21 protein-coding genes and 4 pseudogenes are annotated in these 25,956 nt (G+C 71.6%); 5 read left to right on the top strand and 20 right to left on the bottom strand.

The genetic code is table 11. The features are described from left to right. Positions 1-177 precede the first annotated feature (177 nt). The 5 genes and pseudogenes from ACIP98_RS36255 to ACIP98_RS36235 form a co-directional block, all read right to left on the bottom strand. Entirely contained in the window at positions 178-1,863 is a 1,686-nt protein-coding gene (locus tag ACIP98_RS36255; RefSeq protein WP_319665332.1) for a ribonuclease J, read from the bottom strand. A gap of 126 nt (positions 1,864-1,989) precedes the next feature. Next, complete coding sequence (gene dapA / locus ACIP98_RS36250; protein ID WP_319665333.1) at positions 1,990-2,898, bottom strand: 4-hydroxy-tetrahydrodipicolinate synthase; 909 nt, start codon at positions 2,896-2,898, stop codon at positions 1,990-1,992. Between the two features lie 168 nt (positions 2,899-3,066). Further along, positions 3,067-3,516: pseudogene (gene thyX, locus ACIP98_RS36245) on the bottom strand (FAD-dependent thymidylate synthase); the annotation flags it as partial. A gap of 3 nt (positions 3,517-3,519) precedes the next feature. Further along, positions 3,520-4,446: pseudogene (locus tag ACIP98_RS36240) on the bottom strand (HNH endonuclease); the annotation flags it as partial. Further along, positions 4,426-4,731: pseudogene (locus tag ACIP98_RS36235) on the bottom strand (FAD-dependent thymidylate synthase); the annotation flags it as partial. The pseudogenes ACIP98_RS36235 and ACIP98_RS36240, both read right to left, overlap by 21 nt. 154 nt (positions 4,732-4,885) lie before the next feature. Here ACIP98_RS36235 and ACIP98_RS36230 point away from each other — a divergent pair. Beyond that, on the top strand, positions 4,886-5,437 hold the full coding sequence (locus ACIP98_RS36230) for a hypothetical protein (RefSeq protein WP_319665335.1): 552 nt from the start codon (positions 4,886-4,888) through the stop codon (positions 5,435-5,437). Between the two features lie 286 nt (positions 5,438-5,723). On the opposite strand, the gene ACIP98_RS36225 is transcribed toward ACIP98_RS36230, so the two are convergent. Both ACIP98_RS36225 and ACIP98_RS36220 read right to left on the bottom strand, forming a co-directional pair. After that, positions 5,724-6,014, bottom strand: a complete 291-nt coding sequence (locus ACIP98_RS36225; protein ID WP_401980359.1) for a hypothetical protein — start codon at positions 6,012-6,014, stop codon at positions 5,724-5,726. Between the two features lie 151 nt (positions 6,015-6,165). Continuing rightward, positions 6,166-6,300 (bottom strand): annotated as a pseudogene (locus tag ACIP98_RS36220) (hypothetical protein); the annotation flags it as partial. Between the two features lie 644 nt (positions 6,301-6,944). Between ACIP98_RS36220 and argB the strand changes: the two are divergent. Next, positions 6,945-7,805 carry an acetylglutamate kinase gene (gene argB / locus ACIP98_RS36215; protein ID WP_401980356.1) on the top strand — a complete coding sequence of 287 codons (861 nt, stop codon included), beginning with the start codon at positions 6,945-6,947 and terminating at the stop codon, positions 7,803-7,805. Positions 7,806-7,830: 25 nt separating this feature from the next. On the opposite strand, the gene ACIP98_RS36210 is transcribed toward argB, so the two are convergent. From ACIP98_RS36210 to eccD, 6 genes are all read right to left on the bottom strand, one after another. Continuing rightward, on the bottom strand, positions 7,831-8,280 hold the full coding sequence (locus tag ACIP98_RS36210; RefSeq protein ID WP_319665337.1) for a hypothetical protein: 450 nt from the start codon (positions 8,278-8,280) through the stop codon (positions 7,831-7,833). 45 nt (positions 8,281-8,325) lie between these two features. Then, complete coding sequence (dapB, locus tag ACIP98_RS36205; RefSeq protein ID WP_319665338.1) at positions 8,326-9,078, bottom strand: 4-hydroxy-tetrahydrodipicolinate reductase; 753 nt, start codon at positions 9,076-9,078, stop codon at positions 8,326-8,328. Positions 9,079-9,131: 53 nt separating this feature from the next. Next, positions 9,132-10,508, bottom strand: a complete 1,377-nt coding sequence (locus ACIP98_RS36200) for a pitrilysin family protein (protein WP_319665339.1) — start codon at positions 10,506-10,508, stop codon at positions 9,132-9,134. Continuing rightward, entirely contained in the window at positions 10,505-12,742 is a 2,238-nt protein-coding gene (locus ACIP98_RS36195) for a polyribonucleotide nucleotidyltransferase (RefSeq protein ID WP_319665340.1), read from the bottom strand. The genes ACIP98_RS36200 and ACIP98_RS36195 overlap by 4 nt, the downstream gene beginning before the upstream one ends. 292 nt (positions 12,743-13,034) lie before the next feature. After that, positions 13,035-13,322: a 30S ribosomal protein S15 gene (gene rpsO / locus ACIP98_RS36190; protein ID WP_319665341.1), complete on the bottom strand. Its 288-nt coding sequence runs from the start codon at positions 13,320-13,322 to the stop codon at positions 13,035-13,037. A gap of 193 nt (positions 13,323-13,515) precedes the next feature. After that, a complete protein-coding gene (eccD, locus tag ACIP98_RS36185; RefSeq protein WP_401980352.1) occupies positions 13,516-14,985 on the bottom strand; it encodes a type VII secretion integral membrane protein EccD in 1,470 nt (489 codons plus the stop codon). A 295-nt stretch (positions 14,986-15,280) separates the two neighbouring features. On the opposite strand from eccD, the gene eccCa reads away from it, so the two are divergent. Further along, positions 15,281-19,234, top strand: a complete 3,954-nt coding sequence (gene eccCa / locus ACIP98_RS36180; protein ID WP_401980351.1) for a type VII secretion protein EccCa — start codon at positions 15,281-15,283, stop codon at positions 19,232-19,234. Between the two features lie 97 nt (positions 19,235-19,331). On the opposite strand, the gene ACIP98_RS36175 is transcribed toward eccCa, so the two are convergent. The 3 genes from ACIP98_RS36175 to ACIP98_RS36165 form a co-directional block, all read right to left on the bottom strand. Continuing rightward, positions 19,332-19,760: a hypothetical protein gene (locus ACIP98_RS36175; protein WP_401980348.1), complete on the bottom strand. Its 429-nt coding sequence runs from the start codon at positions 19,758-19,760 to the stop codon at positions 19,332-19,334. Positions 19,761-19,865: 105 nt separating this feature from the next. Continuing rightward, positions 19,866-20,279 carry a VOC family protein gene (locus ACIP98_RS36170; RefSeq protein WP_401980347.1) on the bottom strand — a complete coding sequence of 138 codons (414 nt, stop codon included), beginning with the start codon at positions 20,277-20,279 and terminating at the stop codon, positions 19,866-19,868. Between the two features lie 512 nt (positions 20,280-20,791). Continuing rightward, positions 20,792-21,307, bottom strand: coding sequence for a GNAT family N-acetyltransferase (locus tag ACIP98_RS36165; RefSeq protein WP_401980344.1), 516 nt, complete (start codon positions 21,305-21,307; stop codon positions 20,792-20,794). Positions 21,308-21,463: 156 nt separating this feature from the next. Between ACIP98_RS36165 and ACIP98_RS36160 the strand changes: the two genes are divergently transcribed. Continuing rightward, positions 21,464-21,868: an SRPBCC domain-containing protein gene (locus tag ACIP98_RS36160; protein ID WP_319665347.1), complete on the top strand. Its 405-nt coding sequence runs from the start codon at positions 21,464-21,466 to the stop codon at positions 21,866-21,868. Further along, positions 21,865-22,563 carry an alpha/beta hydrolase gene (locus ACIP98_RS36155; RefSeq protein ID WP_319665348.1) on the top strand — a complete coding sequence of 233 codons (699 nt, stop codon included), beginning with the start codon at positions 21,865-21,867 and terminating at the stop codon, positions 22,561-22,563. The genes ACIP98_RS36160 and ACIP98_RS36155 overlap by 4 nt, the downstream gene beginning before the upstream one ends. Before the next feature lie 112 nt (positions 22,564-22,675). On the opposite strand, the gene ACIP98_RS36150 is transcribed toward ACIP98_RS36155, so the two are convergent. From ACIP98_RS36150 to ACIP98_RS36135, 4 genes are read right to left on the bottom strand one after another with little or no spacing between them, the layout of a single operon-like run. Further along, positions 22,676-23,392 carry a hypothetical protein gene (locus ACIP98_RS36150; RefSeq protein WP_319665349.1) on the bottom strand — a complete coding sequence of 239 codons (717 nt, stop codon included), beginning with the start codon at positions 23,390-23,392 and terminating at the stop codon, positions 22,676-22,678. A gap of 2 nt (positions 23,393-23,394) precedes the next feature. Then, the gene (locus tag ACIP98_RS36145) at positions 23,395-24,912 is read right to left on the bottom strand and encodes a putative T7SS-secreted protein (RefSeq protein ID WP_401980342.1); all 1,518 of its coding nucleotides are present in this window, start codon (positions 24,910-24,912) and stop codon (positions 23,395-23,397) included. Further along, a complete protein-coding gene (locus tag ACIP98_RS36140) occupies positions 24,909-25,640 on the bottom strand; it encodes a hypothetical protein (protein WP_319665351.1) in 732 nt (243 codons plus the stop codon). The genes ACIP98_RS36145 and ACIP98_RS36140 overlap by 4 nt, the downstream gene beginning before the upstream one ends. After that, positions 25,637-25,945 carry a hypothetical protein gene (locus tag ACIP98_RS36135; protein WP_401980341.1) on the bottom strand — a complete coding sequence of 103 codons (309 nt, stop codon included), beginning with the start codon at positions 25,943-25,945 and terminating at the stop codon, positions 25,637-25,639. The genes ACIP98_RS36140 and ACIP98_RS36135 overlap by 4 nt, the downstream gene beginning before the upstream one ends. Between the last annotated feature and the right edge of the window lie 11 nt (positions 25,946-25,956).

Below are 25,956 nucleotides of genomic sequence, written 5' to 3'. Positions count from 1 at the left end.
TTTGCGTTCCGGCCTTTCGGCTTTCCCGCACTCCGACTTTAGCAGATGCTTTCCGTCGGATTTACCACCGGATTACGAGCACACACGTTTCCGCGATGTTTCGTCCCGGGGGTTGTGACAACGTACTGGAGCGGGCCGCCCCGATGCAAATCGGGGCGGCCCGCTCCTGGTGGGGCGTCAGACCTCCACGACCACAGGGAGGATCATCGGGCGCCGGCGGTAGGTGTCGGAGACCCACTTCCCGACGGAGCGGCGGATGAGCTGCTGCAGTTGACGCACCTCGGCGACACCGTCGGACGCGGCGCGGGCGAGGGACTCCTCGACCTTGGGGAGTACCGCGCCGAAGGCGTCGTCGTCGATACCGGAGCCGCGGGCCTGGATGAACGGGCCGCCCACGAGCTTGCCGGTGCTGGCGTCCACGACGACGAAGACCGAGATGATGCCTTCCTCCCCGAGGATGCGGCGGTCCTTGAGCGAGCTCTCGGTGACGTCGCCGACGGAGAGCCCGTCGACGTACACGTACCCGGCCTGGACCTTGCCGACGACCTTGGCGACGCCGTCCACGAGGTCGACGACCACCCCGTCCTCGGCGATGACGCAGCGCTCCTTGGGAATGCCGGTCGCCGCGCCGAGGTCGGCGTTGGCGCGCAGATGGCGCCATTCCCCGTGGACCGGCATGAGGTTGCGCGGCTTGCAGATGTTGTAGAAGTACAACAGCTCGCCCGCCGAGGCGTGGCCGGAGACGTGCACCTTGGCGTTGCCCTTGTGCACGACGTGGGCGCCCCAGCGCGTCAGGCCGTTGATCACGCGGTACACCGCGGTCTCGTTGCCGGGGATGAGGGAGGACGCCAGAACCACGGTGTCGCCCTCGACGATGCGGATCTGGTGGTCCCGGTTGGCCATGCGGGACAGCGCGGCCATGGGCTCGCCCTGGGAGCCGGTGCAGACCAGCACGACCCGCTCGTCCGGGATGTCGTCGAGCGTCTTGACGTCGACGACGAGGCCGTTGGGGACGCGGAGGTACCCGAGGTCGCGGGCGATGCCCATGTTGCGGACCATCGAGCGCCCGATGAAGGCCACCTTGCGGCCGCGTTCGTGGGCCGCGTCCAGGACCTGCTGGATGCGGTGGACGTGGCTGGCGAAGCTGGCCACGATGATCCGCTTCTCGGCCTTGGCGAAGACCTGCCTGAGCACCGGCAGGATGTCCCGCTCGTGCGGGATGAAGCCGGGGACCTCGGCGTTGGTGGAGTCCGACAGCAGCAGGTCGATGCCCTCCTGCGACAGCCGCGCGAACGCGTGCAGGTCGGTCAGGCGGTTGTCGAGCGGCAGCTGGTCCATCTTGAAGTCGCCGGTGTGCACGACCATGCCGGCCGGGGTGCGGATGGCGACGGCCAGTGCGTCGGGGATGGAGTGGTTGACGGCGACGAACTCGCAGTCGAAGGGGCCGATGCGCTCGCGCTGCCCCTCGGCGACCTCGAGGGTGTACGGCCGGATCCGGTGCTCGGCGAGCTTGGCCTCGATCAGGGCGAGGGTCAGCTTGGAACCGATCAGCGGGATGTCGTCCTTCTCCCGCAGGAGGAAGGGGACGGCGCCGATGTGGTCCTCGTGGCCGTGGGTCAGGACGATGCCGACGACGTCGTCCAGGCGGTCCCGGATCGACGTGAAGTCCGGCAGGATCAGGTCAACTCCGGGCTGCTCCTCCTCCGGGAAGAGCACCCCGCAGTCGACGATCAGCAAGCGTCCCGCGTACTCGAAGACCGTCATGTTCCGGCCGATCTCACCGAGACCGCCGAGTGGGGTGATCCGCAGGCCGCCCGTGGGCAGCGCGGGGGGTGGGCCGAGCTCAGGGTGCGGATGGCTCAAAGTCTCTCCTCACCACACACGCCGCATCCCCCGGAGGGATCCCCCGGGGGCACGGGACGCGTGTGACATCGTGCTTTCTTCTGTCGGGTATTGCTCATGGCCGGTATTCAGTTTTTAAGTCTGTGGTTACAGCTGTACCCCGCCGGCGGCCAGATCCTTCTTCAGCTGTGCGGTCGCCGCCTCGCCGAGCGCGTCGAGGCCGACCAGCGGCAGTCGCAGCGGTCCGGCCGGGAGTCCGCGCCAGGCCAGGGCGGCCTTGGTGGTGATCACGCCCTGGGCGCGGAACATCCCGGTGAAGACGGGGAGCAGTTTCTGGTGGATCTCGGTCGCCTTGTGGACGTCACCGGAGAGATACGCCTCCAGGAGGGCGCGGAGCTCAGGGGTGACCAGATGTCCCACCACGGAGACGAAGCCGACGGCGCCGACGGACAGCAGCGGCAGGTTGAGCATGTCGTCGCCGGAGTACCAGGCGAGGCCGCTGCGGCTGATCGTCCAGCTCGCGGCGCCGAGGTCGCCCTTGGCGTCCTTGTTGGCGACGATCCGGGGGTGCTCGGCGAGCCGGACGAGGGTCTCGGTCTCGATCGGGACGCCGCTGCGGCCGGGAATGTCGTAGAGCATGACCGGCAGGCCGGTGGCGTCCGCGACGGTGCTGAAGTGGCGGTACAGGCCCTCCTGGGGCGGCTTGTTGTAGTACGGCGTGACCGCGAGCAGGCCGTGTGCGCCGGCGCGCTCGGCCTGGCGGGCCAGTTCGACGGTGTGGTGGGTGTCGTTCGTGCCGACGCCGGCCACCACGAAGGCGCGGTCCCCGACCGCTTCCAGGACGGCCCGGACGAGCTGCTCTTTCTCCACGTCACTGGTGGTCGGGGACTCACCGGTGGTGCCGTTGACGACCAGGCCGTCATTGCCTGCGTCGACCAGGTGCGCGGCGAGCCGCTGCGCGCCGTCGAGGTCGAGAGCACCGTCCGCGGTGAACGGCGTGACCATTGCGGTCATGACCCGCCCGAAGGGGGTCTGCGGGGTGGAGGTCGGAGCCATGAGACCAACGCTACTCGGTGCCGGTGTCCGGAGGACCCCTCGGGACCTGCGAGGAGGACTCCGGCGCTGCCTGCTCGGGGGTTCAAGCAGCACCGGAATCCGTTTCTGCAGACTAGACGAACTGCAGGAAACCCGGCAATCGGAACATTCCGGATGAGTGGCGTACCGCTACGGTGCGATCCGGCCGTTCGCGTTGAAGGCACTGTGCGTGAGCGGCATGAGCTTCGCCCATTCGGCTTCCATCCGCTCACCGACCATCTCGATCTCCCGCTGCGGGAAGGACGGCACCTTGGCCAGCTCGTGCTGGGTGCGCAGGCCCAGGAAGTGCATCAGGGAGCGGGCGTTGCAAGTGGCGTACATCGACGAGAACAGGCCGACCGGCAGGGTCGCCCTGGCCACCTCGCGGGCCACGCCGGCGGCCAGCATGTTCTGGTACGCCTCGTACGACTGACGGTAGGAGGCCTCCATGGCCTCGCTGACCGCCTTGTGCTGCTCAGGGGACCCGTGCACGAACTCGTACTTCCCCGGCCGCCCCTGCTGCACCAGCTTGCGGTCCTCGCCGGGCACGTAGAACACCGGCTGCAACTCGCGGTAGCGGCCCGACTCCTCGTTGTAGGAGTTGTGCACGACGATGCCGTCGGCCAGGAAGTTGTGCCACGGGCCCTCGACCGACAGGTCGTAGGTCATCTCCTCGCCGTCCTGCGCGATGGAGACGATCGGGTCGGGCAGGGCCGTACCGGTCACGGCGCCGTCCTGGGCGGCCGCCTGCTCCTCGCCGCTCTTGCGGGTGTGACACTCCTCGCACACGGGGGCCAGGTTGCCCTCGTCCAGGGCGCGGGCGAGGTCCGCGGCCACGGGGACCCGGTGGTCCAGGGCCAGTTCCTCGCGGGGGAAGGAGCGGGCGCACAGGTGGCAGGTACCGGTCGCGCCGATCAGGCGCTCGCGCTGCCGGGAGGTCCACACGCCGATGCCGCGCGCCAGGGCCGGGGGCACCGGCGGCCGCGAGGGCTCCCGCTCGGGGCCCGCGCCCATGACGGCGTCGCCCACCGCCAGCTCGCCGGCCTTCGCCCAGCCCTCGGGCGTCAGGACGGCGTGGTCCACGGAGCAGCGCAGCACGCGGCCGGACGACGTGGTGATCTTGAGTAGTTGCTTGACGCCCGACTCCATCACGTCGGTGATCCGGGCCCGCCGCGGCAGCAGCGTCTCCTCGTCGTAGCAGCGCACGTGATTGCGGCGGACGGATTCCAGCGTGCGCAGCCGGGTGCCCGGGTCCTGCTCGCGGAACTCGACGACCGCGCTCTCGGCGGCCTCCCGGCTCTCGTACAGGCCGAGGTAGTGGCGCTCGTCACCGCGTCGGACCTCCGCCCGCCAGCGGCCCGCCGCAGGGTGCCAGGTGACACCGCCGGCGGAGGCCGGCAGCCGGTCCTCGACGCCCAGGTGCCACAGGCGGTGCAGTTCCCTGATGCTCCTGCGGCGGAGGGTGCCGGCCTCGCTCTCCAGCGTGATCTCCGTGTCGCCCGCGAGGCACCATCCGACCCGGTGCCGCATGAACTCGCGGAAGACGAAGATCGGTGCGCTGACGAAGAACGTCATCGAGTTGTGCTCGAAGGGGCTGCCGTGGCGGTCCCGCATGAGGTAGTTGATCAGGCCCTTGGATCGCTCGGGGTCCTTGCTGATCTCCGCGAGGGACTGCTCGCCGGCGGTGGAGACCCGAGCGGCCCACAGGACGTCGGAGTCCGAGGCACTGTGCTTGACGAGCTCGACGGTCACGTCGTCGCGGAACTGCACGGGCTCTGCGGACTCTGCGGAATCGTCGGCGGAGGTGTCGGTCACCGGGCGTCCTTCCTCTGGCGCTGTGGACGGCGACCACCCTATTGGGCAGCGCCGACATCGCCGACAACACCCGCACGCGCCACAAAGCGGCGCAAAGGCCGACGGTGGCCGACCAGCGGTGGCCCGGTCCGACAGTCCCCTATAGCCTCACGGTGTGTCTCTGCCCTTCCTCGCCGCGGACAGCGGCCATGACGAGCACTTCGCTGACGCCGACGCCGCACTCCCCCACCGGTCCGCGGACCGGTGGACGCGTCCGTACCGCCCGGGCCCCTGGCGGGTGGGCGCGGCGGCGCTGCTGCTGGTGCTCGCCTCGTACATGCTCTTCGCCGCCGTGGTCATGGGGCTCGCCGGAAGCGGGTCCGGGGTCACGTGGACGGCGGGCGGCGCCGTGCTGGTGATCGCCGTGGTACTGCGCCTGCTGCACGTGGGGTTCTGGGTGAGCGCCCGCGGGGTGCGACAGGTCCGGCTGCTCCACACGGTGACGCTGCCGTGGGAGCGGGTGGCCTCGGTCCGTACGGTCCAGCAGCCGGTGAAGTGGCTCGCGATGCCGCGCACGGTGCAGGGCCAGGCGCTGGTGGTCACCCAGGCGGGCGGCGAGCGGCTGCCCCCGCTGCTGACCGACCACAACGCGGACTTCCTGGGCCGCACGGAGGCCTTCGACCAGGCGGCCGACGCCATAGAGGCCTGGGCCGCCGGACCGCGCTGAGGCGCGGGTTCCGCGGAAGACCGTACGCGCGACGACGCCGTCCTGGACCAGGACGGCGTCGTCGTTCCGCATCGGCCCCGCGGATCGGCCCCGCGAACGGGGTCAGGTGAGCTTCCTGGCCTTCTGGACGGCCGCAGCCAGGTCCTCCCGCAGCGGCGCGGCCCCGGCCCAGGAGAAGCGCGGGACGGCGTCCCTGGGGAGGACCTGACCCGCCCTCACCGCGGGGCGCTTGTTCCAGGAGGGCTTGGCCTGGGGGGCCTTGGGCTGCGGCGCGGTGCCGTGGCTGTCAGAGCGGCATCAGGTCCGCGCCGTACTTCTCCGCGTTCTCCCGGCTCAGGCTGTCGCGGTGGACGCCGCCGTCGGTCGTCTCGGGGATGACGTCCACGCCGCGCTGCTGACACCGGGGTTGGTGCGGGATGTCCTTGCTCTCGTCCGGCACGTGCCAGAGGGCGTCGGGGTCGTACATGTGCGTCTGGAGGAGTTCGGGCCGCAGGGTCGCGTACTTCTCGACGCTGAACTCGCCGCGGACGCAGCCGAGAACGCTGACCGTGGAGATCGCCTTCCTCGGAGCGACCACCTCCGGTGCGGCCCAGGGTGATCACCTGGTCCAGCCAGGTCTTCGGCGTCGACGGGAATGTGCGGCTGTACATCGGCGCGCTGATCAGCACGGCGTCGAGGTGCGGCACGGGTTCGGCGGAAAGGTCCCGGCAGATCACCTCGCCGCCCGGGTGCTGGGCCTCCCACTCCTTGCGGAAGGTGGCGGCGACGTCGCCGGAGGTGGAGCTCTCGGCGGGCCAGATGGACGCGTCGATGTGCAGCGTGTGGTTCGCAGGCGCGGCCGTGGTGTCGGTGCTCGTGCACACGGTCGGGCGGGGGCGCGTGGCCGTACCCGCGCGGCGCGCACCGGCCGGCGCTCGTCCTGAGCCGCCGTCATCGTCGCGGTAACCCTGCTGTGCGGGGCGGCGACCGGCCTGCGGGCCGCTGGTCTTCACCGGGCTGATGGTGCGCGCCCCGACCGGGCCCGACCCGCGCTGGATGCTGCCGTACCGCGCGGTGCCCGGCCCGGTCGTGCTGCTCGGCGCGGACCTGCTCGGGCGGGTACTCCCCCGTCCCTCCGCACTCCAGGTCGCCGCCGTCACGGTCGGCGTGGGCGTCGATCCGCCTGTGGCCGCGCGCGCGGCGCTGGTGGGTGCGCTCTGCGTCCTGGTCGTGCCGGTGCCGTCGGCGTACAGGCCGTCGGCACCTGCGGCTTCCCGATCCGCCCGCCGTCCGCCGCCCGGCGCGCGGCGGCGGTGTGACACCCACGACACGTGCCGCCGGGGCCAGACGGACAGCCGACGGTCATCGCGCGTTTCCCTGAGCCTGTTACGTTCCGGCCCGGCCCGCCCGACGCCCTGGCGACGGCGCCCGGACGAGCCGACCCCGACGAGGACCTGGAGCGACTGGTGCACGGACCGTCCGGCCCCCCTTCCGACCCGTTCCCCCGCGACGACCGTCCGGCCCGTCCGTGACCGCCCTCCTCACCTCCGCCTCGCCGGTTCCCGCGCTGGAACTCCTGCGCGGCCGCACGGTGGTGGTCAAGTACGGCGGCCACGCCATGACGGACGACGCGCTGCTCGCCGCCTTCGCCGACGACGTGGTGCGGCTGCAGCGTGCCGGGGTGCGGCCGGTCGTCGTGCACGGCGGCGGCCCGCAGATCAGCGCGCACCTGGAGCGCATGGGCGTGCAGGCCCGTTTCCTGGCCGGACTGCGCGTCACCACTCCGGAGACGCTGGACGTCGTACGGATGGTGCTGGCGGGCAAGGTGCAGCGCGAACTCGTCGGTCTGCTCAACCGGCACGGCCCGTACGCGGTCGGGCTCACCGGCGAGGACGCGCACACGCTGACCGCGGTACGCCGCTACGCCGAGGTCGACGGCGAACTCGTGGACATCGGGCTGGTCGGGGACGTGACCGAGGTCAACATCGGCGCCGTGGACGTGCTCCTGGACCACGGCCACATCCCGGTGATCTCCCCCATCGGCCGCGGCACCGACGGCCAGGCCTACAACGTCAACGCCGACACGGCCGCGGGCGCGATCGCCGCCGCCCTGGGTGCCGACTCCCTGGTCGTCCTCACCGACGTGCCGGGGCTGTACGCGGACTGGCCGCGCCGCGAGCGGGTGATGGACCGGCTCACCGCCGACGAACTGGAGACGATGCTGCCCTCGCTCGGCGGCGGCATGGGCCCGAAGATGCGCGGCTGCCTGCTGGCGGTCCGGGCGGGCGTCGGCTCCGCCCGGGTCCTGGACGGCCGCGTGCCGCACGCCCTGCTGCACGCCCTGGCCGGCGGTCCCACCGGTGGCGGCACGACGGTGCTGCCCGGCTGACCGGCCGGCCGCCCTCAGAGCCCTGTCACGTCTGCGGCGCGCGGCCGCGCAGGGCGATCGCGCGCTGCATCGCCTTGCGGGCCCGCGGGGTGTCCCGGGCGTCGTGGTAGGCGACGGCGAGCCGGAACCAGGTGCGCCAGTCCTCCGGTGAGGCCTCCGTCTCCGCCTTGCGCCGGGCGAACACCGCGTCCGCCGAGGAGCGGTCGATCCGGCCGCTGGGGGTGCGCACCAACTCGTCCTCGGGCAGGCCGCCCTCGGCCTCCAGCTCCCGGGCCAGCCGGCCCGCGTCGCGCGCGAACTGGGTCGTACGGACCAGGAACCACACGCCGATCAGCGGCAGGACGAGGACCGCCAGGCCGAGGACGACCGTGACCGGGCGGCCGTCCTGGATCAGCCACACGCCGCGGGCGCCGACCAGGGCGAAGTACACGACGAGGACGGCGGCGGTGACGAAGTAGGTGATCTTTGCGCGCATGATGGGCGATCCGGCTCTCGGTCTGTGGCTCTCGGTGGCGGACTCTCAGTCCAGGTCCATGAAGTGCTCCAGGCCGAAGGTGAGCCCCGGCGTGGAGACGACCCGCCGCACGCCGAGCAGGACGCCCGGCATGAAGGAGGCGCGGTTCATGGAGTCGTGGCGGATGGTGAGGACCTCGCCGGCGTCGCCGAAGAGGACCTCCTGGTGGGCGACGAGCCCGCGCAGCCGCACCGAGTGCACCGGGACCCCCTCCACGTCGGCGCCGCGCGCCCCGTCCAGGGCGGTGGCGGTGGCGTCCGGCTGGGCGCCGAGCCCCGCCTCGCGGCGGGCGTCGGCGATCAGCTGGGCGGTGCGGGCGGCCGTGCCGCTCGGGGCGTCGACCTTGTCGGGGTGGTGCAGTTCGACGATCTCCGCGGACTCGAAGAAGCGGGCGGCCTGGCGGGCGAAGCGCATCGTCAGCACCGCGCCGATGCCGAAGTTGGGGGCGATGAGCACGCCCGTGCCCGGGGCGGCGCCGAGCCAGCCGCGCAGGGTGTCCAGGCGCTCGTCGGTCCAGCCGGTGGTGCCGACGACCGCGTGGATGCCGTGCCGCAGGCAGAAGTCGAGGTTGCCCATGACCGAGCCGGGCGCGGTCAGTTCGATCGCGACCTGCGCGCCGTTCTCGGCCAGCGCCTCCAGCTTGTCCTCGCGGCCGATGGCGGCGACCAGCTCCATGTCCCCGGCGGCCTCGACGGCCTTGACCGCCTCCGTGCCCATACGGCCACGGGCCCCGATCACACCCACGCGGATTGTGCTCATCGTTCCTGTCCTTCGGTCGGTAGGGCTGGGTAGGGCTGGGTACGACTGGCCGCTCAGACCACGCAATCGTGCAGGCGGGCGACCTGCTTGTCCTTGAGCGGGCCTATGACGGCCAGCGAGGGCCGCTGCCCGAGCACGTCCCGGGCGACCGCGCGGACCTCCTCGGGGGTCACCGCGGCGATCCTCTCCAAGGTGGCGTCCACCGACATCTGCTCGCCCCAGCACAGCTCGCTCTTGCCGATGCGGTTCATCAGGGCGCCGGTGTCCTCCAGGCTGAGCACGGTCGAGCCGGAGAACTGGCCGACGGCGCGCCGCAGTTCCTCGTCGTCGAGGCCGTTCTCGGCGACCTTGTGGAGCTCCTCGCGGCAGATCTTCAGCACCTCGGGCACCCGGCGCGGCTGGCAGCCGGCGTACACCCCGAACAGGCCGCTGTCGGCGAAGGACGAGGTGTAGGAGTACACGCTGTAGGCGAGGCCGCGCTTCTCGCGGACCTCCTGGAACAGCCGCGAGCTCATGCCGCCGCCGAGTGCCGTGTTGAGCACGCCCATCGCCCAGCGCCGGTCGTCGTGCCGGGACAGGCCGGGCATGCCGAGCACCACGTGGGCCTGCTCGGTCCGCCGTTCCAGCACCTCGACCCGGCCCTGGCTGCGCAGCGTCTTGCTGCCGCCGCGCGGCGGCCGGGGCACGGCCTCGGGGTCGCGGAGCGCGCCCGCGTCCTCGAAGGCCCGGCGCACCTGCCGGACGACGGCGTCGTGGTCGATGTTGCCGGCCGCGGCGACGACGAGCCGGGTGGGGTCGTAGTGCTTCCGGTAGAAGCGGTGCACCTGGTCGCGGGTGAGGGCGTTGATGGTCTCGACGGTGCCGAGCACCGGGCGGCCCAGCGGGGAGTCCCCCAGCAGCGCCGTGGCGAACAGGTCGTGCACCTGGTCCCCGGGGTCGTCCTCGGTCATCGCGATCTCCTCCAGGACGACGCCGCGCTCGGCGTCGATGTCCTCCTGGCGGATGAGCGAGCCGGTCAGCATGTCGGCGACCACGTCGATGGCGAGCGGCAGATCGGTGTCGAGGACACGTGCGTAGTAGCACGTGTACTCCTTGGCGGTGAAGGCGTTCATCTCGCCGCCGACCGCGTCGATCGCGGACGAGATCTCCAGCGCGCTGCGCCGTGCCGTGCCCTTGAAGAGCAGGTGCTCCAGATAGTGCGTGGCGCCGTTCAGGGCCGGGGTCTCGTCGCGGGAGCCGACGGCGGCCCAGATCCCGAAGGTCGCCGAACGCACCGTGGGCAGCGTCTCGGTGACGACGCGCAGCCCTCCGGGCAGGACGCTGCGACGCACGGTGCCGATGCCGTCGAGGCCGGGGAGCAGGGTCTGCGTGCGGACGGCCCGCCCCTTGGTGGAGGGGCGGGCCGTCACACGAGTGGAGCGGTCGGTCACTGCTCGGACGCGTCCTCGGACTTGTCGTCGGCAGCGCCGTCGGCGCCGTTCTCTTCCCCTTCGATGACGGGGATCAGCGAGAGCTTGCCGCGCTGGTCGATCTCGGCGATCTCGACCTGGACCTTGGTGCCCACGGGGAGGACGTCCTCGACGTTCTCCACGCGCTTGCCGCCGGCCAGCTTGCGGATCTGCGAGATGTGCAGCAGGCCGTCCTTGCCCGGGAGCAGGGAGACGAAGGCACCGAAGGTGGTGGTCTTCACGACCGTGCCCAGGTACCGCTCGCCGACCTCGGGCATCGTCGGGTTGGCGATGCCGTTGATCACGGTGCGGGCGGCCTCGGCCGACGGGCCGTCGGCGGCACCGATGTAGATGGTGCCGTCGTCCTCGATGGTGATCTCGGCGCCGGTGTCCTCCTGGATCTGGTTGATCATCTTGCCCTTGGGGCCGATGACCTCACCGATCTTGTCCACCGGGATCTTGACGGTGATGATGCGCGGGGCGTTCGGCGACATCTCGTCCGGAGTGTCGATCGCCTCCATCATCACGTCGAGGATGTGCAGACGGGCGTCGCGGGCCTGCTTGAGGGCCGCGGCCAGGACCGACGCCGGGATGCCGTCGAGCTTGGTGTCCAGCTGCAGCGCCGTGACGAACTGCTTGGTGCCGGCGACCTTGAAGTCCATGTCGCCGAAGGCGTCCTCCGCACCGAGGATGTCGGTGAGGGTGACGTAGTGGGTCTCGCCCTCGATCTCCTGGGAGATCAGGCCCATGGCGATACCGGCGACGGGGGCCTTCAGCGGCACACCGGCGTTCAGCAGCGACATGGTGGAGGCGCAGACCGAGCCCATGGAGGTGGAGCCGTTGGAGCCCAGCGCCTCGGAGACCTGGCGGATCGCGTAGGGGAACTCCTCGCGGGTCGGCAGGACCGGCAGCAGCGCCCGCTCGGCGAGCGCGCCGTGGCCGATCTCGCGGCGCTTCGGGGAGCCGACGCGGCCGGTCTCACCGGTGGAGTACGGCGGGAAGTTGTAGTTGTGCATGTACCGCTTGCGCGTCTCGGGCGCCAGCGTGTCCAGCTGCTGCTCCATGCGCAGCATGTTCAGCGTGGTGACACCCAGGATCTGGGTCTCGCCGCGCTCGAACAGCGCCGAGCCGTGCACCCGCGGGATGGCCTCGACCTCGGCGGCCAGGGTGCGGATGTCGGTGACACCGCGGCCGTCGATGCGGACCTTGTCCTTGATGACGCGCGCGCGGACCAGCTTCTTGGTCAGCGAGCGGTAGGCGGCGGAGATCTCCTTCTCGCGGCCCTCGAACTGCGGCAGCAGCTTCTCGGCGGCGAGCGCCTTCACACGGTCGAGCTCGGCCTCGCGGGCCTGCTTGCCGGCGATGGTCAGCGCCTGCTTGAGCTCGTCCGCGACGGCCGACTCGAGCGCCTCGAACACGTCGTCCTGGTAGTCCAGGAAGATCGGGAACTCGGCGGTCTCCTTGGCGGCCTTGGCGGCCAGGTCGGCCTGCGCCTTGCACAGCACCTTGATGAACGGCTTGGAGGCGTCCAGGCCGGCCGCGACGATCTCCTCGGTCGGCGCCTCGGCGCCGCCCTCGACCAGCTTGATCGTCTGGGTGGTGGCCTCGGCCTCCACCATCATGATCGCGACATCGCCGTCCTCGAGGGTGCGGCCGGCCACGACCATGTCGAAGACGGCCTCCTCCAGCTCGCTGTGGGTCGGGAAGGCGACCCACTGGCCGCGGATCAGCGCGACGCGGACGCCGCCGATCGGGCCGGAGAACGGCAGGCCGGCCAGCTGCGTGGAGCAGGAGGCGGCGTTGATGGCGACCACGTCGTAGAGGTGGTCGGGGTTGAGCGCCATGATCGTCGCCACGACCTGGATCTCGTTGCGCAGGCCCTTCTTGAAGGACGGGCGCAGCGGGCGGTCGATCAGGCGGCAGGTGAGGATCGCGTCCTCGGAGGGACGGCCCTCACGACGGAAGAAGGAACCGGGGATCCGCCCGGCCGCGTACATGCGCTCCTCGACGTCCACCGTGAGGGGGAAGAAGTCGAGCTGGTCCTTCGGGTGCTTCGAAGCGGTGGTGGCCGACAGCACCATGGTGTCGTCGTCCAGGTAGGCCACGGCCGAACCGGCGGCCTGACGGGCCAGGCGGCCCGTCTCGAAACGGATCGTACGGGTGCCGAAGCTGCCGTTGTCGATCACGGCTTCGGCGTAGTGGGTCTCGTTCTCCACTATGGGGATTCTCCTCTTTCGTGCCGCCGGGCGTCTTCCCGGTGGCCGTCGGTGGAGGGGCGTCCCGCCGGGCCGGTCTTCGATCGAAGCCACCGGGACGTACGTGCTGCCCGGGGGCCACTACCGAGGACCGGCTCTGGTGGCGTTTAGGAGGACGCTCCCTCCGCATGCTCTATGGCGTTGTGTATGGGACCAGCCTACAAAGCTTCGGTCCCGGTCTCGCGCCCAGCGCGGTTCCCCACGTACGCCAAGGGAGCGGCTCCCGGACGGGAACCGCTCCCTCTACGGCGTCTCAGCGGGCGCCGGCCGCGCCGCGGCGGATGCCGAGGCGGTCGACGAGCGCACGGAAGCGCTGGATGTCCTTCTTGGCCAGGTACTGCAGCAGGCGGCGACGCTGGCCGACCAGGATCAGCAGACCACGACGGGAGTGGTGGTCGTGCTTGTGGGTCTTGAGGTGCTCGGTCAGGTCGGTGATGCGGCGCGAGAGCAGCGCGACCTGGACCTCGGGGGAGCCGGTGTCGCCCTCCTTGGTGCCGAACTCGGCGATGATCTGCTTCTTCGTCGCGACGTCGAGCGACATACGGTCTCCTTGTGTGTCGGTGCCTTCGAGCGCCCCTGGTCTGTGTCACAGGGGAATCTGCGATGACTCGGAAGGCGGGACGCGCCGCACGGGGGCAGACGCATCGGTTACACAGAGTACCACCCCGGGCCCCGTGCGATGTCCGGGTCCGGGGTGGCGGGTGCCACGGGCGGCACAGGGGCGCGGGGGCCCCTCAGCCGCTCGTCATGCCGCGGGCCTCGGCGTACAGGTCGAGGACGGCCAGGCAGATCGGGATCAGCGACAGCAGGACGGTGGCCTCGGCCAGGTCCAGCATCCGGCCCCAGAAGGGGGTGACTCCCTTGCTCGGGACGACCAGGGCGATGGCGACCAGCAGGGCGGCACCCAGGGCCACCGCGGCCGACAGCCACACGGTGCGGATGTCCAGCGAGGAGTGGTTGCCGCGCAGCAGGTCGGCGAGGATGTCCGTCGGCAGGTTGAGCGCGAGCCCGATGACCAGCAGGCCGACGGTGACCACGCCGGCCACCATCAGCGTCACGACCTGTGAGGTGTAGCGGAACAGCCGGGCGCGCATCAGCGTCGCCAGGCCCATGACCAGCGCGAGCAGCTGAGCCCAGCCGTCGTCGGAGAAGCCCAGCACGACGCCTGCGGAGCCGACGATCGCGGCGGCGCAGCCGGCGACCAGGCCGAGCAGCAGCTCGTGGCCGCGACGGGCCTGGTTGGTGATCCGCTCGAAGTCGACCGGCTCCTCCTCCCCCTGTCGCTCGGCGTCGCCGCGGTGCCGGCTCGCGACCTGGTCGGGCGAGCGGAAACCGATCGGCAGCCGTGCGAAGCGGGCCGACCAGCCGGGCAGGAACCCGACGACGGCGATCATGACGACGGCGGTGACGGCGGCGGCCTCGCGCGGCGCGGCCTCGGTGAGGATCGCCACGAAGGTGGCGAGGGTGCCGACACCGGCGGTGAAGGACGCCGCGACGAACGGGGCGTCGCCCTGCGGCAGCAGCAGCACGAGCAGCACCGACGCGGTCAGCACCACGACGCAGCCGATGAGGAAGTGCAGCCGGCCCGGGCCCTCGCCCTTGTCGACGCCCATCACACCGGAGCCGGCGACCAGCAGCAGCGGCAGCGAGGACAGGCCGAGGGCGACGGCGGAGTGCCGGTCGTCGTACACCCGCGCACGCACGCCCGCCAGCGCGACCAGCACCAGGCCGGCGGCGCCGGCGAGGACGCCTGGCAGGCCGTGCATGTCGTGCTTGACCGGCTCGGAGAACCACAGCACGAAGGCCATCAGGGCGAGCAGGACGACGCCGGCGGTCAGGCCCACGCCGCGCATCAACGCGTCGTTCCAGCTGCGCCGGTCGGTCTGGACGGCGGCGGCGACCGCGTCGACCACGTCGTCGAAGACGGCGGGCGGCAACGAGTCGGCGAAGGGGCGCAGAAGGAGCAACTCGCCGTCGTGCACGCGCTGTTCGGTCAGGGAGAGGGTGTCGTCGAGCACCCTGCCGTCCCTGCGGACCAAGTTGTAGCCGGTGGGTGCGGCTTCTTCCGGGGTCTGGCCCGACAGGCGCAGGATCTCCGGATAGATGTCGGAGAGCGGCACGTCCTCCGGGAGTGCCACGTCGATCCGGCTGTTCGGCGCCGCCACCGTGACTCTGCAGAATCCGGTTGCTGAGACCGTGCTCACCTGGAGTTGTCCCCCTCGTCCGGCAGTGGGTGGTTTGGGGTGGCATCGACGCGGCCGTCCAGGGTCGGACCCCCGTCCGCGCTTCGCGATCCGTCACCCTACCCCGTGCCCCAAGTCCCTTGCCCCCCAGCTGTCCCACTGCCCCGCGACTGTCATGCCCAGTAGGATCGCCACCTGCCTGTGGTCCAATGCCCGGCCCCCGAGGGGCCGGTGGGCGACCGGGACGTGCCATACGGGGGACCGTCGCCACGGGGGCGGCCCGAAACTGCGATTCGCGTGAAGGACTGGTGCATCGGTGAGCGTGGTCGTCATCAAACGCCCGCCGCGGGTATACCCGCCGGAGGTGCCGAATGAGGAGGTACGGCTCGTAGCCCCGCCCGAACTGCCGCGCGGCGAGGACCAGGGCCTGCTCATGAACCTGCTGCCGATGCTCGGCATGGGTTCGTCGGCGGCCTTCTTCTTCCTGCCCACGGGGAGCGGGGGCTCCGGCGGGTTCATGAAGATCATGGGCGTGCTGATGATGGGCTCCACCCTGGCGATGGTGGTGGCCCAGATCGTCCGCTCCCGCAAGGGCCCTTCCGGCCAGATGGCCGAGGCCCGCCGCGACTACCTCAAGTACCTGGCGCAGGTGCGGCGCGGGGTGCGCAAGACCGCCCGCAAGCAGCGTGACGCACAGTATTACCTGCACCCCGCTCCCGAGCAGCTGTGGGCGCTGGTCGCCGAGCGCTCGCGGGTGTGGGAACGCCGTTCCTCCGACGCCGACTTCGCGCAGGTGCGGGTCGGGCTCGGACCGCAGCAGCTGTCCACCCCGATCGTCGCGCCGGAGACCGCTCCGGTGGACGAACTGGAGCCGCTGACCGCCCACTCGATGCAGCAGTTCATCGCCGCGCACGGCTCGCTGGACAACCTGCCGCTGGCGGTGGGGCTGCGCTCCTTCTACCACGTGACGATATCCGGCGACCCGGACACCGTGTACGGCCAGACCCGTTCCGTCGTCGGCCAGTTGTGCTCCCTGCACTCGCCCGAGGACCTGGTGGTCGCCGTGGTCGCGGCGCCGGGCGCGCAGTCGGAGTGGGAGTGGACGAAGTGGCTGCCGCACGCGCAGCACAAGGAGCAGGACGGCGCCGGCTCGCGCCGGCTGGTCTGCGGCGACCTCGGCGAGGTCGAGGAACTGCTCGCCGACGAACTCGACGGCCGCCCGCGCTTCAACCGCGAGGGCCAGGCGGTCCTCGACCAGCCGCACGTGGTGATCGTGCTCGACGGCGGCGGCGTCCCCGCGGACTCGGTGATCGCCTCGGCCGAGGGGCTGCAGGGTGTGACGATCCTGGAGGTCGTCCCCGGCGAGCTGGACGAGATGCGCGGCTCGCTGTCGATCCAGGTGTGGCGGGACCAGCTCTACCTGGAGGCCGGCGCGGGCACCTTCGTCGGCACCCCGGACGTGCTGTCCCCGGTGCAGGCCGAGTCGCTGGCGCGGCAGCTGGCGCCGCTGCGCCTGGGCGCGGCCGACGCCGACGAACCGCTGCTGGCGAACCTGGACTTCACCGACCTGATGGGGATCGGCGACGCGTCCTCCGTGGACGTCTCCCGGACCTGGCGGCCGCGGACCCTGCACGAGCGGCTGCGCGTGCCGATCGGCCTGGGCGAGACCGGCGAAGCGGTCATGCTGGACATCAAGGAGGCCTCGCAGGAGGGCATGGGCCCGCACGGGCTGTGCGTCGGCGCGACCGGTTCCGGCAAGTCGGAGCTGCTGCGCACGCTGGTGCTGGGCCTGGCGGTCACCCACTCCTCGGAGACGCTCAACTTCGTCCTCGCGGACTTCAAGGGCGGCGCGACCTTCACCGGCATGGGCACCATGCCGCACGTGTCGGCGGTCATCACCAACCTCGCCGACGAGCTGACCCTGGTGGACCGCATGCGCGACTCCATCACCGGCGAGCTCACCCGCCGCCAGGAGCTGCTGCGGCAGTCCGGCAACTACGCCAACATCACGGACTACGAGAAGGCCCGCGCCGCCGGGGCGGCCCTCGACCCGCTGCCCTCGCTCGTGCTGATCATCGACGAGTTCTCCGAACTGCTCGCCGCCAAGCCCGACTTCATCGAGATGTTCATCCAGATCGGCCGCATCGGCCGGTCACTGGGTGTGCACATGCTGCTCGCCTCGCAGCGCCTGGAGGAGGGCAAGCTGCGCGGCCTGGACACCTTCCTGTCGTACCGCATCGGTCTGCGCACCTTCTCCGCCGCCGAGTCCCGCACCGCGATCGGCGTGCCGGACGCCTATCACCTGCCCAACGTGCCGGGCGCGGGCATCCTGAAGTACGGCACCGACAGCATGGTGCAGTTCAAGGCCGCGTACGTCTCCGGCACCTACCGCGCGCCGGGCACGCGGACGGCGAGCGGGGCGCGCATCGACCACTCCCCCGTGCTGTTCACCGCGGCGCCGGTGCCGGTGCGCATCCTCACCGAGCCGGAGCCGCAGGCACGCCCGGCCGGCCAGGTGGACGACGCGCTGGCCGACACCGTCCTCGACGTGATCGTCGGCCGCCTGGAGGGCCAGGGACCGCCCGCCCACCAGGTGTGGCTGCCTCCGCTGAACGAGCCGTTCAGCGTCGACCAGCTGCTGCCCCCGCTGACGGTGAGCACCGAGCGCGGTCTGCACGCCGACGGCTACACGGCCACCGGCAAGCTCACGGTGCCGGTCGGCCTGGTCGACAAGCCCTTCGAGCAGCGCCGTGACGTGATGTACGCCGACCTGTCGAGCTCCGGCGGCCACGCCCTGGTCGTCGGTGGCCCGCAGTCCGGGAAGTCCACGCTGGTGCGCTCGCTCATCGCGTCCTTCGCGCTGACCCACACCCCGAAGGAGGTCCAGTTCTACGCGCTGGACTTCGGCGGCGGAGGCATGCTGGCACTGGACGGGCTGGCGCACGTCGGCGGGGTGGCCTCGCGGCTGGACGCGGAGAAGGTCCGCCGCACCGTCGCCGAGGTGCACGGCATCCTCAATGCCCGCGAGGAGTTCTTCCGCAGCAACGTCATCGACTCGATGAACACCTTCCGCTCCCGGCGGGCGGCGGGGCACTTCCCGGACCAGCCGTGGGGCGACGTCTTCCTCGTCATCGACGGCTGGGGCACGTTCAAGACCGACTACGAGATACTCGACCCGGTCATCAACGACATCGCCGCCCGGGGCCTGGGCTTCGGCATCCACCTGATCGTCACCGCCACGCGCTACACCGAGATCCGGCCCGCGCTGCGCGACCAGATCCTCAGCCGGCTGGAGCTGCGGCTCGGCGACCCGATGGAGTCCGAGTTCGACCGCCGGCGCGCGGAGAACGTACCGGTCGGCAAGCCCGGCCGCGGCCTGTCCCCGGAGAAGCTGGACTATCTGGCGGCGCTACCGCGCATCGACGCCTCCTCGGGGGTCGAGGACCTGTCCGACGGCATGGCGCAGCTCGTCGCCCAGGTCAACGCGGGCTGGCCGGGCCCGGTCGCGCCGAAGGTGCGGATGCTGCCGACGATGCTGCCGTCGACCGAACTCCCCAAGGGCGGCGACTTCTCCGACCGCGGCATCGCGATCGGCGTCGACGAGCTCACGCTCTCCCCGGTGTTCGTGGACTTCGAGACCGATCCTCTGATGGTGATCTACGGCGAGAGCGAGTCCGGCAAGTCCTCGCTGCTGCGGCTGATCGCCAAGCAGGTCAGCGAGCGCTACGAGCCCGGCAAGGCGCTGTTCGTGGTCTCCGACTTCCGCCGGGCGCTGCTCGGCCAGGTACCGGAGAGCCACATGTACAAGTACTGCGCCTCCGGCCCGCAGTTGCAGGAGGTCATGGAGTCGCTGGCCGGCTCGATGGGCCGACGGATGCCCGGCCAGGACGTCACGCCCGAGCAACTGCGCAACCGCAGCTGGTACAGCGAGCCGGACGCGTGGGTCTTCGTCGACGACTACGACCTGGTCGCGACCTCGATGGGCAACCCGATGCAGGTGCTGATGGAGTACCTGCCGTTCGCCCGTGACCTGGGCCTGCGCATCATCCTGTCGCGCAGCACCTCGGGGGCCTCGCGGTCGTCCTTCGAACCCTTCCTCACCCGGACCAAGGAGCTCGGCGCGACCGGGATCGTCCTGTCCGGCGACCCGGGCGAGGGGCCCGTCTTCGGCAACACCAAGGCGGCCAAACTGCCGCCGGGGCGGGCGCAGTTCCTCACCCGGCGGCGCGGCAACCAGCTGATCCAGACGGGTTTCCTGCCGGAGAGCTGACGCGGCACGGAGCGGGGCGGGGCGGGGCGGGGCGAAGGGTCCGCCCCGCCCCGTCGCCGTACCGGGCGCGCGGGACCGGGCGTACGGGCGCGGCGGGTCAGTCGCCCCGGGTGGGCGGCCGGTAGGCGGGCGGGATGTCGCGCGGATCGGCGGGGGCGGCGTCGTGTCCGGCCCGGGCCTCCTGCTCGTCCGGCCGGTCCATCTGCTCCTGCTGCTCCCGCTGCTCCCGCTGCCCGAACCACCGCTCGGCGCGCTCGCGCGCCGCGGCACGTTCCTCGGGGGTCATCTGCTCGTCGATCCGGCGCAGTTCGGCCATGCGGTCGCCGACGGCCCCGCGCCAGGCGTCGGAGTCCAGGGCCTCGCGCATGCCGAGACGGCCGTTGAGGACCTCACGCGCCATGTCTTTGAGCGGACCGGTCACGTTCGGGTTGTCCGCCAGCGTCCTGAGCGCCCTGTGCAGGCGGCGGGCCTGCTCCGGGTCTGCGGCGACGTCCATCAGATCGCCGTCGCTGATCTCCTTGCTCATCGGCTCGGTGCCCCCGGTCGTCTGCGTCGCGAGAAGGGTGTGCGGGCCATCGTGCCACTCCCCGGGACGCCATGACCACGGCCCGCCGCTCGGGGGACACCCGCTTCAGGAGGCGCCGGAGGACGGCGCGAAAGACGTGTCGATGACGCAGAAGCGGTTGCCCTCGGTGTCGGCGAGCACGACGAAGTCGGGGTCCGGCGGGTAGAGGTCCCATTCGACGCGCCCGGCCCCCAGGGCGATCAGCCGCTCCACCTGTGCCGCCTGGTCGGCGGCGTCGTCGGCGTACAGATCGAGGTGGACCCGCGGGTGCTCCTGGACGGGGGTCGCGCTCCGGCCCAGGGCGATACCGGGGCCCTTGCCGCCCTCGGCGGGCACCAGCACCGTCCAGTCGGCGTCCACCGCGTTCACGGCGTTCACGGCGTCCGCGTCACGCGGCACGTAGCCGAGTGCGGCACTCCAGAAGGCCGCGGCGCGGTGCACGTCCTCGGCGCCCAGCACGATCGTCCCCAGGGTCAGCACGGCACGATTGTGGCAGGAGCCACCGACAGCGGGGCGGCAGGCACCGGGATGGCGGCACGACCCTTCCGCCGGACCGCCGGACGCCCCGCACCGGTGTCGCCGTGGCCCGCACCGCGGATCCGGAGACAACACGTCGAGGCCTTCGACGGGCGATCTGGACGACGCGGACCGGGAGCACTCCCTCGACGGCCCGCACGCGCCGGTGGGGGAGGACGCCGGGCGTGCCCTGCGCGCCGGCTGCGTCGAGGGCGGGCGCGCGCACGCGGACCGCCGCGGGCGCGGCCACGGCCTCCGTGCTCACGCCATCGGCCGTCCCGCGCACCCCGGAGGACGACGACCGCGTGTACGTGCTCCCGGTGGTCACGCCGCTCGACCCCGGCCGTGACCTGGTCGGTGTGCGACGGGCGGCACGGCGACGCCTGCGGGCCCCGTCGTCACATTCCCTCCCCCAACTGCCTCCGGCGGCCGGCGCCCGTGTGACGACACGGCCTGGCCCGCTCCGCCCCGGTGCGTCAGCCGGCGGCGGTGAGCTCCAGCCGCCAGTCGTTGCAGCGGATGGGGTTGCCGGCGGGGTACTCGAAGTCGCACTCCCCCACGAGCGTGAAGCCCAGCCTGCGGCAGATCGCGTTCGAGGGCGGGTTGTCCACCTTGGGGTACGCGTGCAGGGAACGCGGTCCGCCTTCGGCCGCCAGCGCCAGTCCGATGATCTCCCGGCCGGCCGCCACGGCGATGCCGCGCCCCTGGTACTCCGGCAGAACGCTCCAGCCCGTCTCGTACACGGTCTCGCCCCGCCAGGTCCGCTCCCAGAACCCGATGGTGCCCACCGGTTCGCCCGTGGGCGGCAGCACGATGCGGAACATCCCCCCGCGTTCCTCGCCGCCCTGCAGCAGATACCTCCGGTGCCGTGCCAGGAGCTGTTCCTCGGTCTCCGGGCCGCCCAGGTGCGTCATCATCGCGGGCGCGTTCGTGCGCCGCAGCAGGGCGAGATCCTCCTGTCCCCACGGCTCGATCCGTACCTCGACCGTCATGCCCGGCTCCCCTCGTCGCTCCCGGCGATGACATCACGAGGGTCCGACACCGGGACGTGACGGGACCGATGAGTCCCGGTCCTGACGCCGGTCTGCCCCATCGTGAGAACGAGTGCGCCGCGCACTCCGCCGCCGTACCGAGAAGGGCACGCCGCCATGAACGACATCACCATCACCCGGGCCTTCGACGCGCCGGTCGCCAAGGTCTGGACCGTGTGGACCGGGCGCGAGTACTTCGCCCAGTGGTTCGGCGCCCCGCTGCCGACCGTCGTCTGCGACGTCCGCCCCGGTGGCACCTGGCGCGCCACCGTCACCACCCCGCAGGGCGAGATGCCGCTGGGCGGCACCTACCGCGACGTCGTACCGCACGAGCGCCTGGTGTGGACGATGGGCGCCCCCGACGGCGGCGAGGTCGTCCTGGACGCCACGTTCACCGACCACGGCGACAAGACCGAGGTCGCCCTCCACCAGGCCGGCATTCCCGCCGAGCACCGCGCCGCGACCGAGGCCGGTGCCCACCGCATCCTCGACGGCTTCGCCTCCGTCCTGGCGAAGGCGTGACGACCACGACGTACGCGCTGCTTCCCGGAGCGGGCGGCGCGGGCGGCTGGTACTGGCAGCTCGTGGTGGCGGAGTTGCGCCGCCGGGGCCACGAGGCGATCGCGGTGGACCTGCCCGCCGCCGACGACGCGGCGGGGCTGGAGGAGTACGCGGACGCGGTCGTCGCCGCGGTGGGCGACCGCGCGCACCTGGTGCTGGTCGCCCAGTCGATGGGCGGCTTCACCGCGCCGCTGGTCTGCGACCGCCTCGAGGACCGGGTGGAGCTGCTCGTCCTGGTCAACGCGATGATCCCGGCCCCGGGCGAGACAGCCGGTGACTGGTGGGCCGAGACGGGCCAGGCCGCGGCCCGCAGCGCCCTCGACCTCGCCGAGGGCCGTGCGCCGGACGCCGATTTCGACCCCGTGGTCACCTTCTTCCACGACCTGCCGCAGCCCCTGGTGGCTCAGGCCCTCACCCAGGACTCCCGCCAGTCCGACACCCCGTTCGGCGTCCCCTTCCCGCTGCCCGCCTGGCCGGACGTGCCCACCCGCGTCATCGCCGGACACGACGACCGGCTCTTCCCCGTGGACTTCCAGCGACGCGTCTCCCGCGACCGTCTCGGCATCGAGCCGGACGTCCTGCCGGGCGGCCACCTGGTGGCGCTGAGCAATCCGAAGGGTCTGGTGGACCTCCTGGTGGGCTACCGGACGGACTGAGGCACCGCTCGACGCGGACGCAGGGCGGGCACTGGCCCCCGGCGTCCGCGCCGTCACGGTGCCGGGGACCGATCCCGCATGGCACAGCGGGCCACGACCTCGGCGGCCCGCGTCACGACGGGAGCAGGTTGCTCCCGGAGCGGAGTACGGCCTGGGCGTAGGCGATCCGGGCATCCAGGCGCCGTGGATCGAGGTCGTACACCGCGGAGCTGACGCCCCGCCGGTCGAGCGCGGTGCCCGCACCGGCCGTACGCCATCGCGTGCGCTGCGGGCCGTCGAGGTCGACCGGATCCGAGCCGTCGACCAGCGAGTACACCAGTTGCACGAGCCACAGGGGGAACCAGACCGGAGCGAGCAGCAGGTAGAACGTCCACGCGTACCAGGAGCCCGCCTTGCCCACGGCCGCCGCGGAGGCGCCGACGGGCCGGATGGTCCACCGGACACGCCGCGGCCAGGGCAGGACCCGCCCGGAACGCCGGCTGATCCGCGCGAGCGGGCCGCCCTCGGGGGTGCCGACCTCGTACTCCGCGCGGCCGGCAGGGCGCACGACGCACAACGGGCCGCCGTCCGCGCCGCCGTGGATCCACAGCGCGGTGGAGGAGGCGGCGCCCGGGTTCCGGGACCCGGGGGATGCGTAGACGTACGCCAAGGCCGCGGCGTCCCGTCGGTTGCCGGGCTGCCTGATCGCCAGGACCAGCCGGGACCCCTGCCGCTCCGGGTCGCCGGGACCGGGCGGGGAGACCTGGAACACCTGCCGGGACGCGGGCGCGGGCGTGGGGAACGGTGTCTGATGAGCCGGGGCCGACCACCCCGGGTGACTGTTGCTCACGGCTATCCGAAGGGGTTGATGGTGTCGACGATCCGACCGGCCGTGGAACGGGCCCGGTCGATACTTTCATGGACCTTGTCCGACGTGTACTGCACGTCCTCTGTCACGTGGCGCACACCCTCCTTGTACAGATCCTTCGCCCCCATGGCGGCCTCGTACCCGCGCGCCGTCCACGACCGCGGGTCGATGTACTTCCCGACGACGGTGCCCGCCTCGTCGACGACCGGTCTGACGGAGTCCGCGAGAGCGGGGATACGCGACAGCGGCGTGCGCTCGATCAGCTCCGGCATGATCTTCCGGAACGGGGCGTCGAGCAGGGACGTCCCCGCCCGGTACAGCGTGGAGTCGCCGAACTCCTTGGCGACGGCGAGCGCGAACCGGTCCGCGAACTTGTCCGCGGTGACGTGGATGGCGTGTGCCTTGTTGCCGAGGGAACTCCAGTTGCGCGCCACCCACTTCTCGGCGTCCTCGCCGAACTTGGCGGTTCCGCCGACCGCGTCGATCAGATCGCCGGCACGCTTCCACGAATCCGCCGCCTTCGCACCGAAGTCGAGGACGTTCATCGGGATCTTGACGCCCTTGAGCGCGCCCACGGCGACCTTGCCACCGCGGGCGAGGTCGCCGAACGGCACAAATCCGACGATGTCGAGGCCGATGTCCAACCACGAGCCGTCCTTGGCTCCCAGAGCCCAGCCACCGGCATGGAAGGCCAGCGCTCCGGCGTTCAGGACCATGCCGATGGCCTCGAACACCACCGCGCCCACGATGGTCTCCGAGAAGACGACCGCCAGGACGTCGCACGCCGCACTCGCGTAGCCGAGCCAGTCGCCGATCTTGTACAGCAGGTCGGCGTTGTTCTTGAGCCAGTCCAGGACGTCGGCGGCGAGATCCTTGATCCTGTCGCCCAGGTCCTTCAGGGAATCGAGGAACCGGTCGAAGAGCCCCGGTTCGTCCGGGGCACGTTCGGCGGCCTTGCGGATGGCCTCGGCCGCCGCACGGGCCGCCGCCTCGTGGTCGCTCAGCAGGTCCTGGGCCTTCTTGATGACGGTGTTCAGTCCGTCCGTGGCCTCGTTGACCTGATTGACGGCGAAGTCGAGGCGCCGCTGGGCGTCCTGCAGCGCGGCGTCGGTGTCGAAGGTCCGCCCCGCCAGCCGGAGATCCGGAGCGGACTGCGCCGAGGCCAGGGCCCGGCGGGCCTGCTCGGCCTCCGCCTCGTAGCGGGCCGCGAGGGTCTGGAAGTCGGTGAGCTGCGACTGCCACCGGTGCAGGGCGTGGGCGGCGTCGATCAACGAGCCGTACCCGTCGATCAGGTATTTCGGCAGTTCGCCGACCTTCTTGGCGAAGCCGTCCGCCGCGTCGCCCTCCCAGATGCCATCGCTCTTGCCCAGCCGGGTCAGCGTGCCGTGCGCCTCGTTCAGCTGATTGCCGACCCTGCTCAGGGTGGTGACGAGCTGGGCCACCGACGCCGGGACCCCGGGCGCCGGGTCGAAACCGAGGGCATCGTATGTCTGCGTGGTCATGCGTACGCCGTCCTCTCCCGCGGATCCGCGACGTTCGCCGTCGGTGCCTCGGCTGCGTCACCGGTGCCGTCCTCCGTGCCCGCGAAGGTGACGGTGTCGGCGATGTCCGCGAGAACCGCCTGGTAGTGGAAGAGATCCTGGACATCGGACGTACTCAGACAGAACAGGAGCAACCGGTTCTCCTGCGGGAACGGCAGCCAGAGTTCGATCCGGACGAAGAACCTCTCCTGTTCGCCGTCCGGGAGCCTCCAGACCGCGCGCGACCCGGCGACGTTCACCACGGCGGGTCCCGCGGGAAGGCTGACGAGCTGGGCTTCGCCCCCGTCGTTGGTGCGCGCCAGCGTCTCCACGATGCCGGCGGCGGCGAGCGCGGGATCCGGATTGTCCAACTCCCGCACACTGACCAACAGCGTGCAACGGCTCACCCGTTCGGGTGCCTGAGCGCCGTCGGCCGTACCCCCGATGGGGAAGATGCCGAGCGCCTGGTGGACGACGCCGTCGGCGGCGAGCTGCTGCGCGTTCGCCGCGTGCACGGCCGTGAACATCCTGCGCAGCGGCTCCCAGTCCTCCCGGTCGCCCCAATAGTCGCGCGCGTACGCCCGCATCCGCTCCGTGAACGTCTCTTCGTCCAGCCCTATGCCAAGGGGTATCTCGTGGAATTCGGGCTGCACCTGGAACCGGAACGCCGCGGCACCGTCCTCCGGCCCGCCCTCGGGCGTCGATGTCACGTGGTCTCCCCCTTGCCCGACGGCTTGAAGGAGGCCGCGACCTGCTGCTCCAGGGTCTCGTACACCTTCCGGGTGTCGGCCAGGCCCTTGGTGACGCCCCCCGTCGCGTCCGCGATGAGCCCGATCCCGTAGCCCCAGGCGTCCTGGAAGTCGTCACAGGCCGCCTCCAGTTCCGCGAAGCCGGAGCCCTTCGGGCCGATGTCCTTCAGGACCTTCATCGCGGAGCGCATCTCGTCGGCGCAGTTCCCCAACTGCGTGCCGAGCTCCGCGAGCGCGTCGAGTTCCACCTTGTAGTAACCGGCCATGGCCGATGCCT

The organism is Streptomyces sp. NPDC088354 (assembly GCF_044753585.1).
Classification (GTDB): Bacteria; Actinomycetota; Actinomycetes; order Streptomycetales; family Streptomycetaceae; genus Actinacidiphila.
This window is presented reverse-complemented; position numbering and strand designations above follow the sequence as displayed.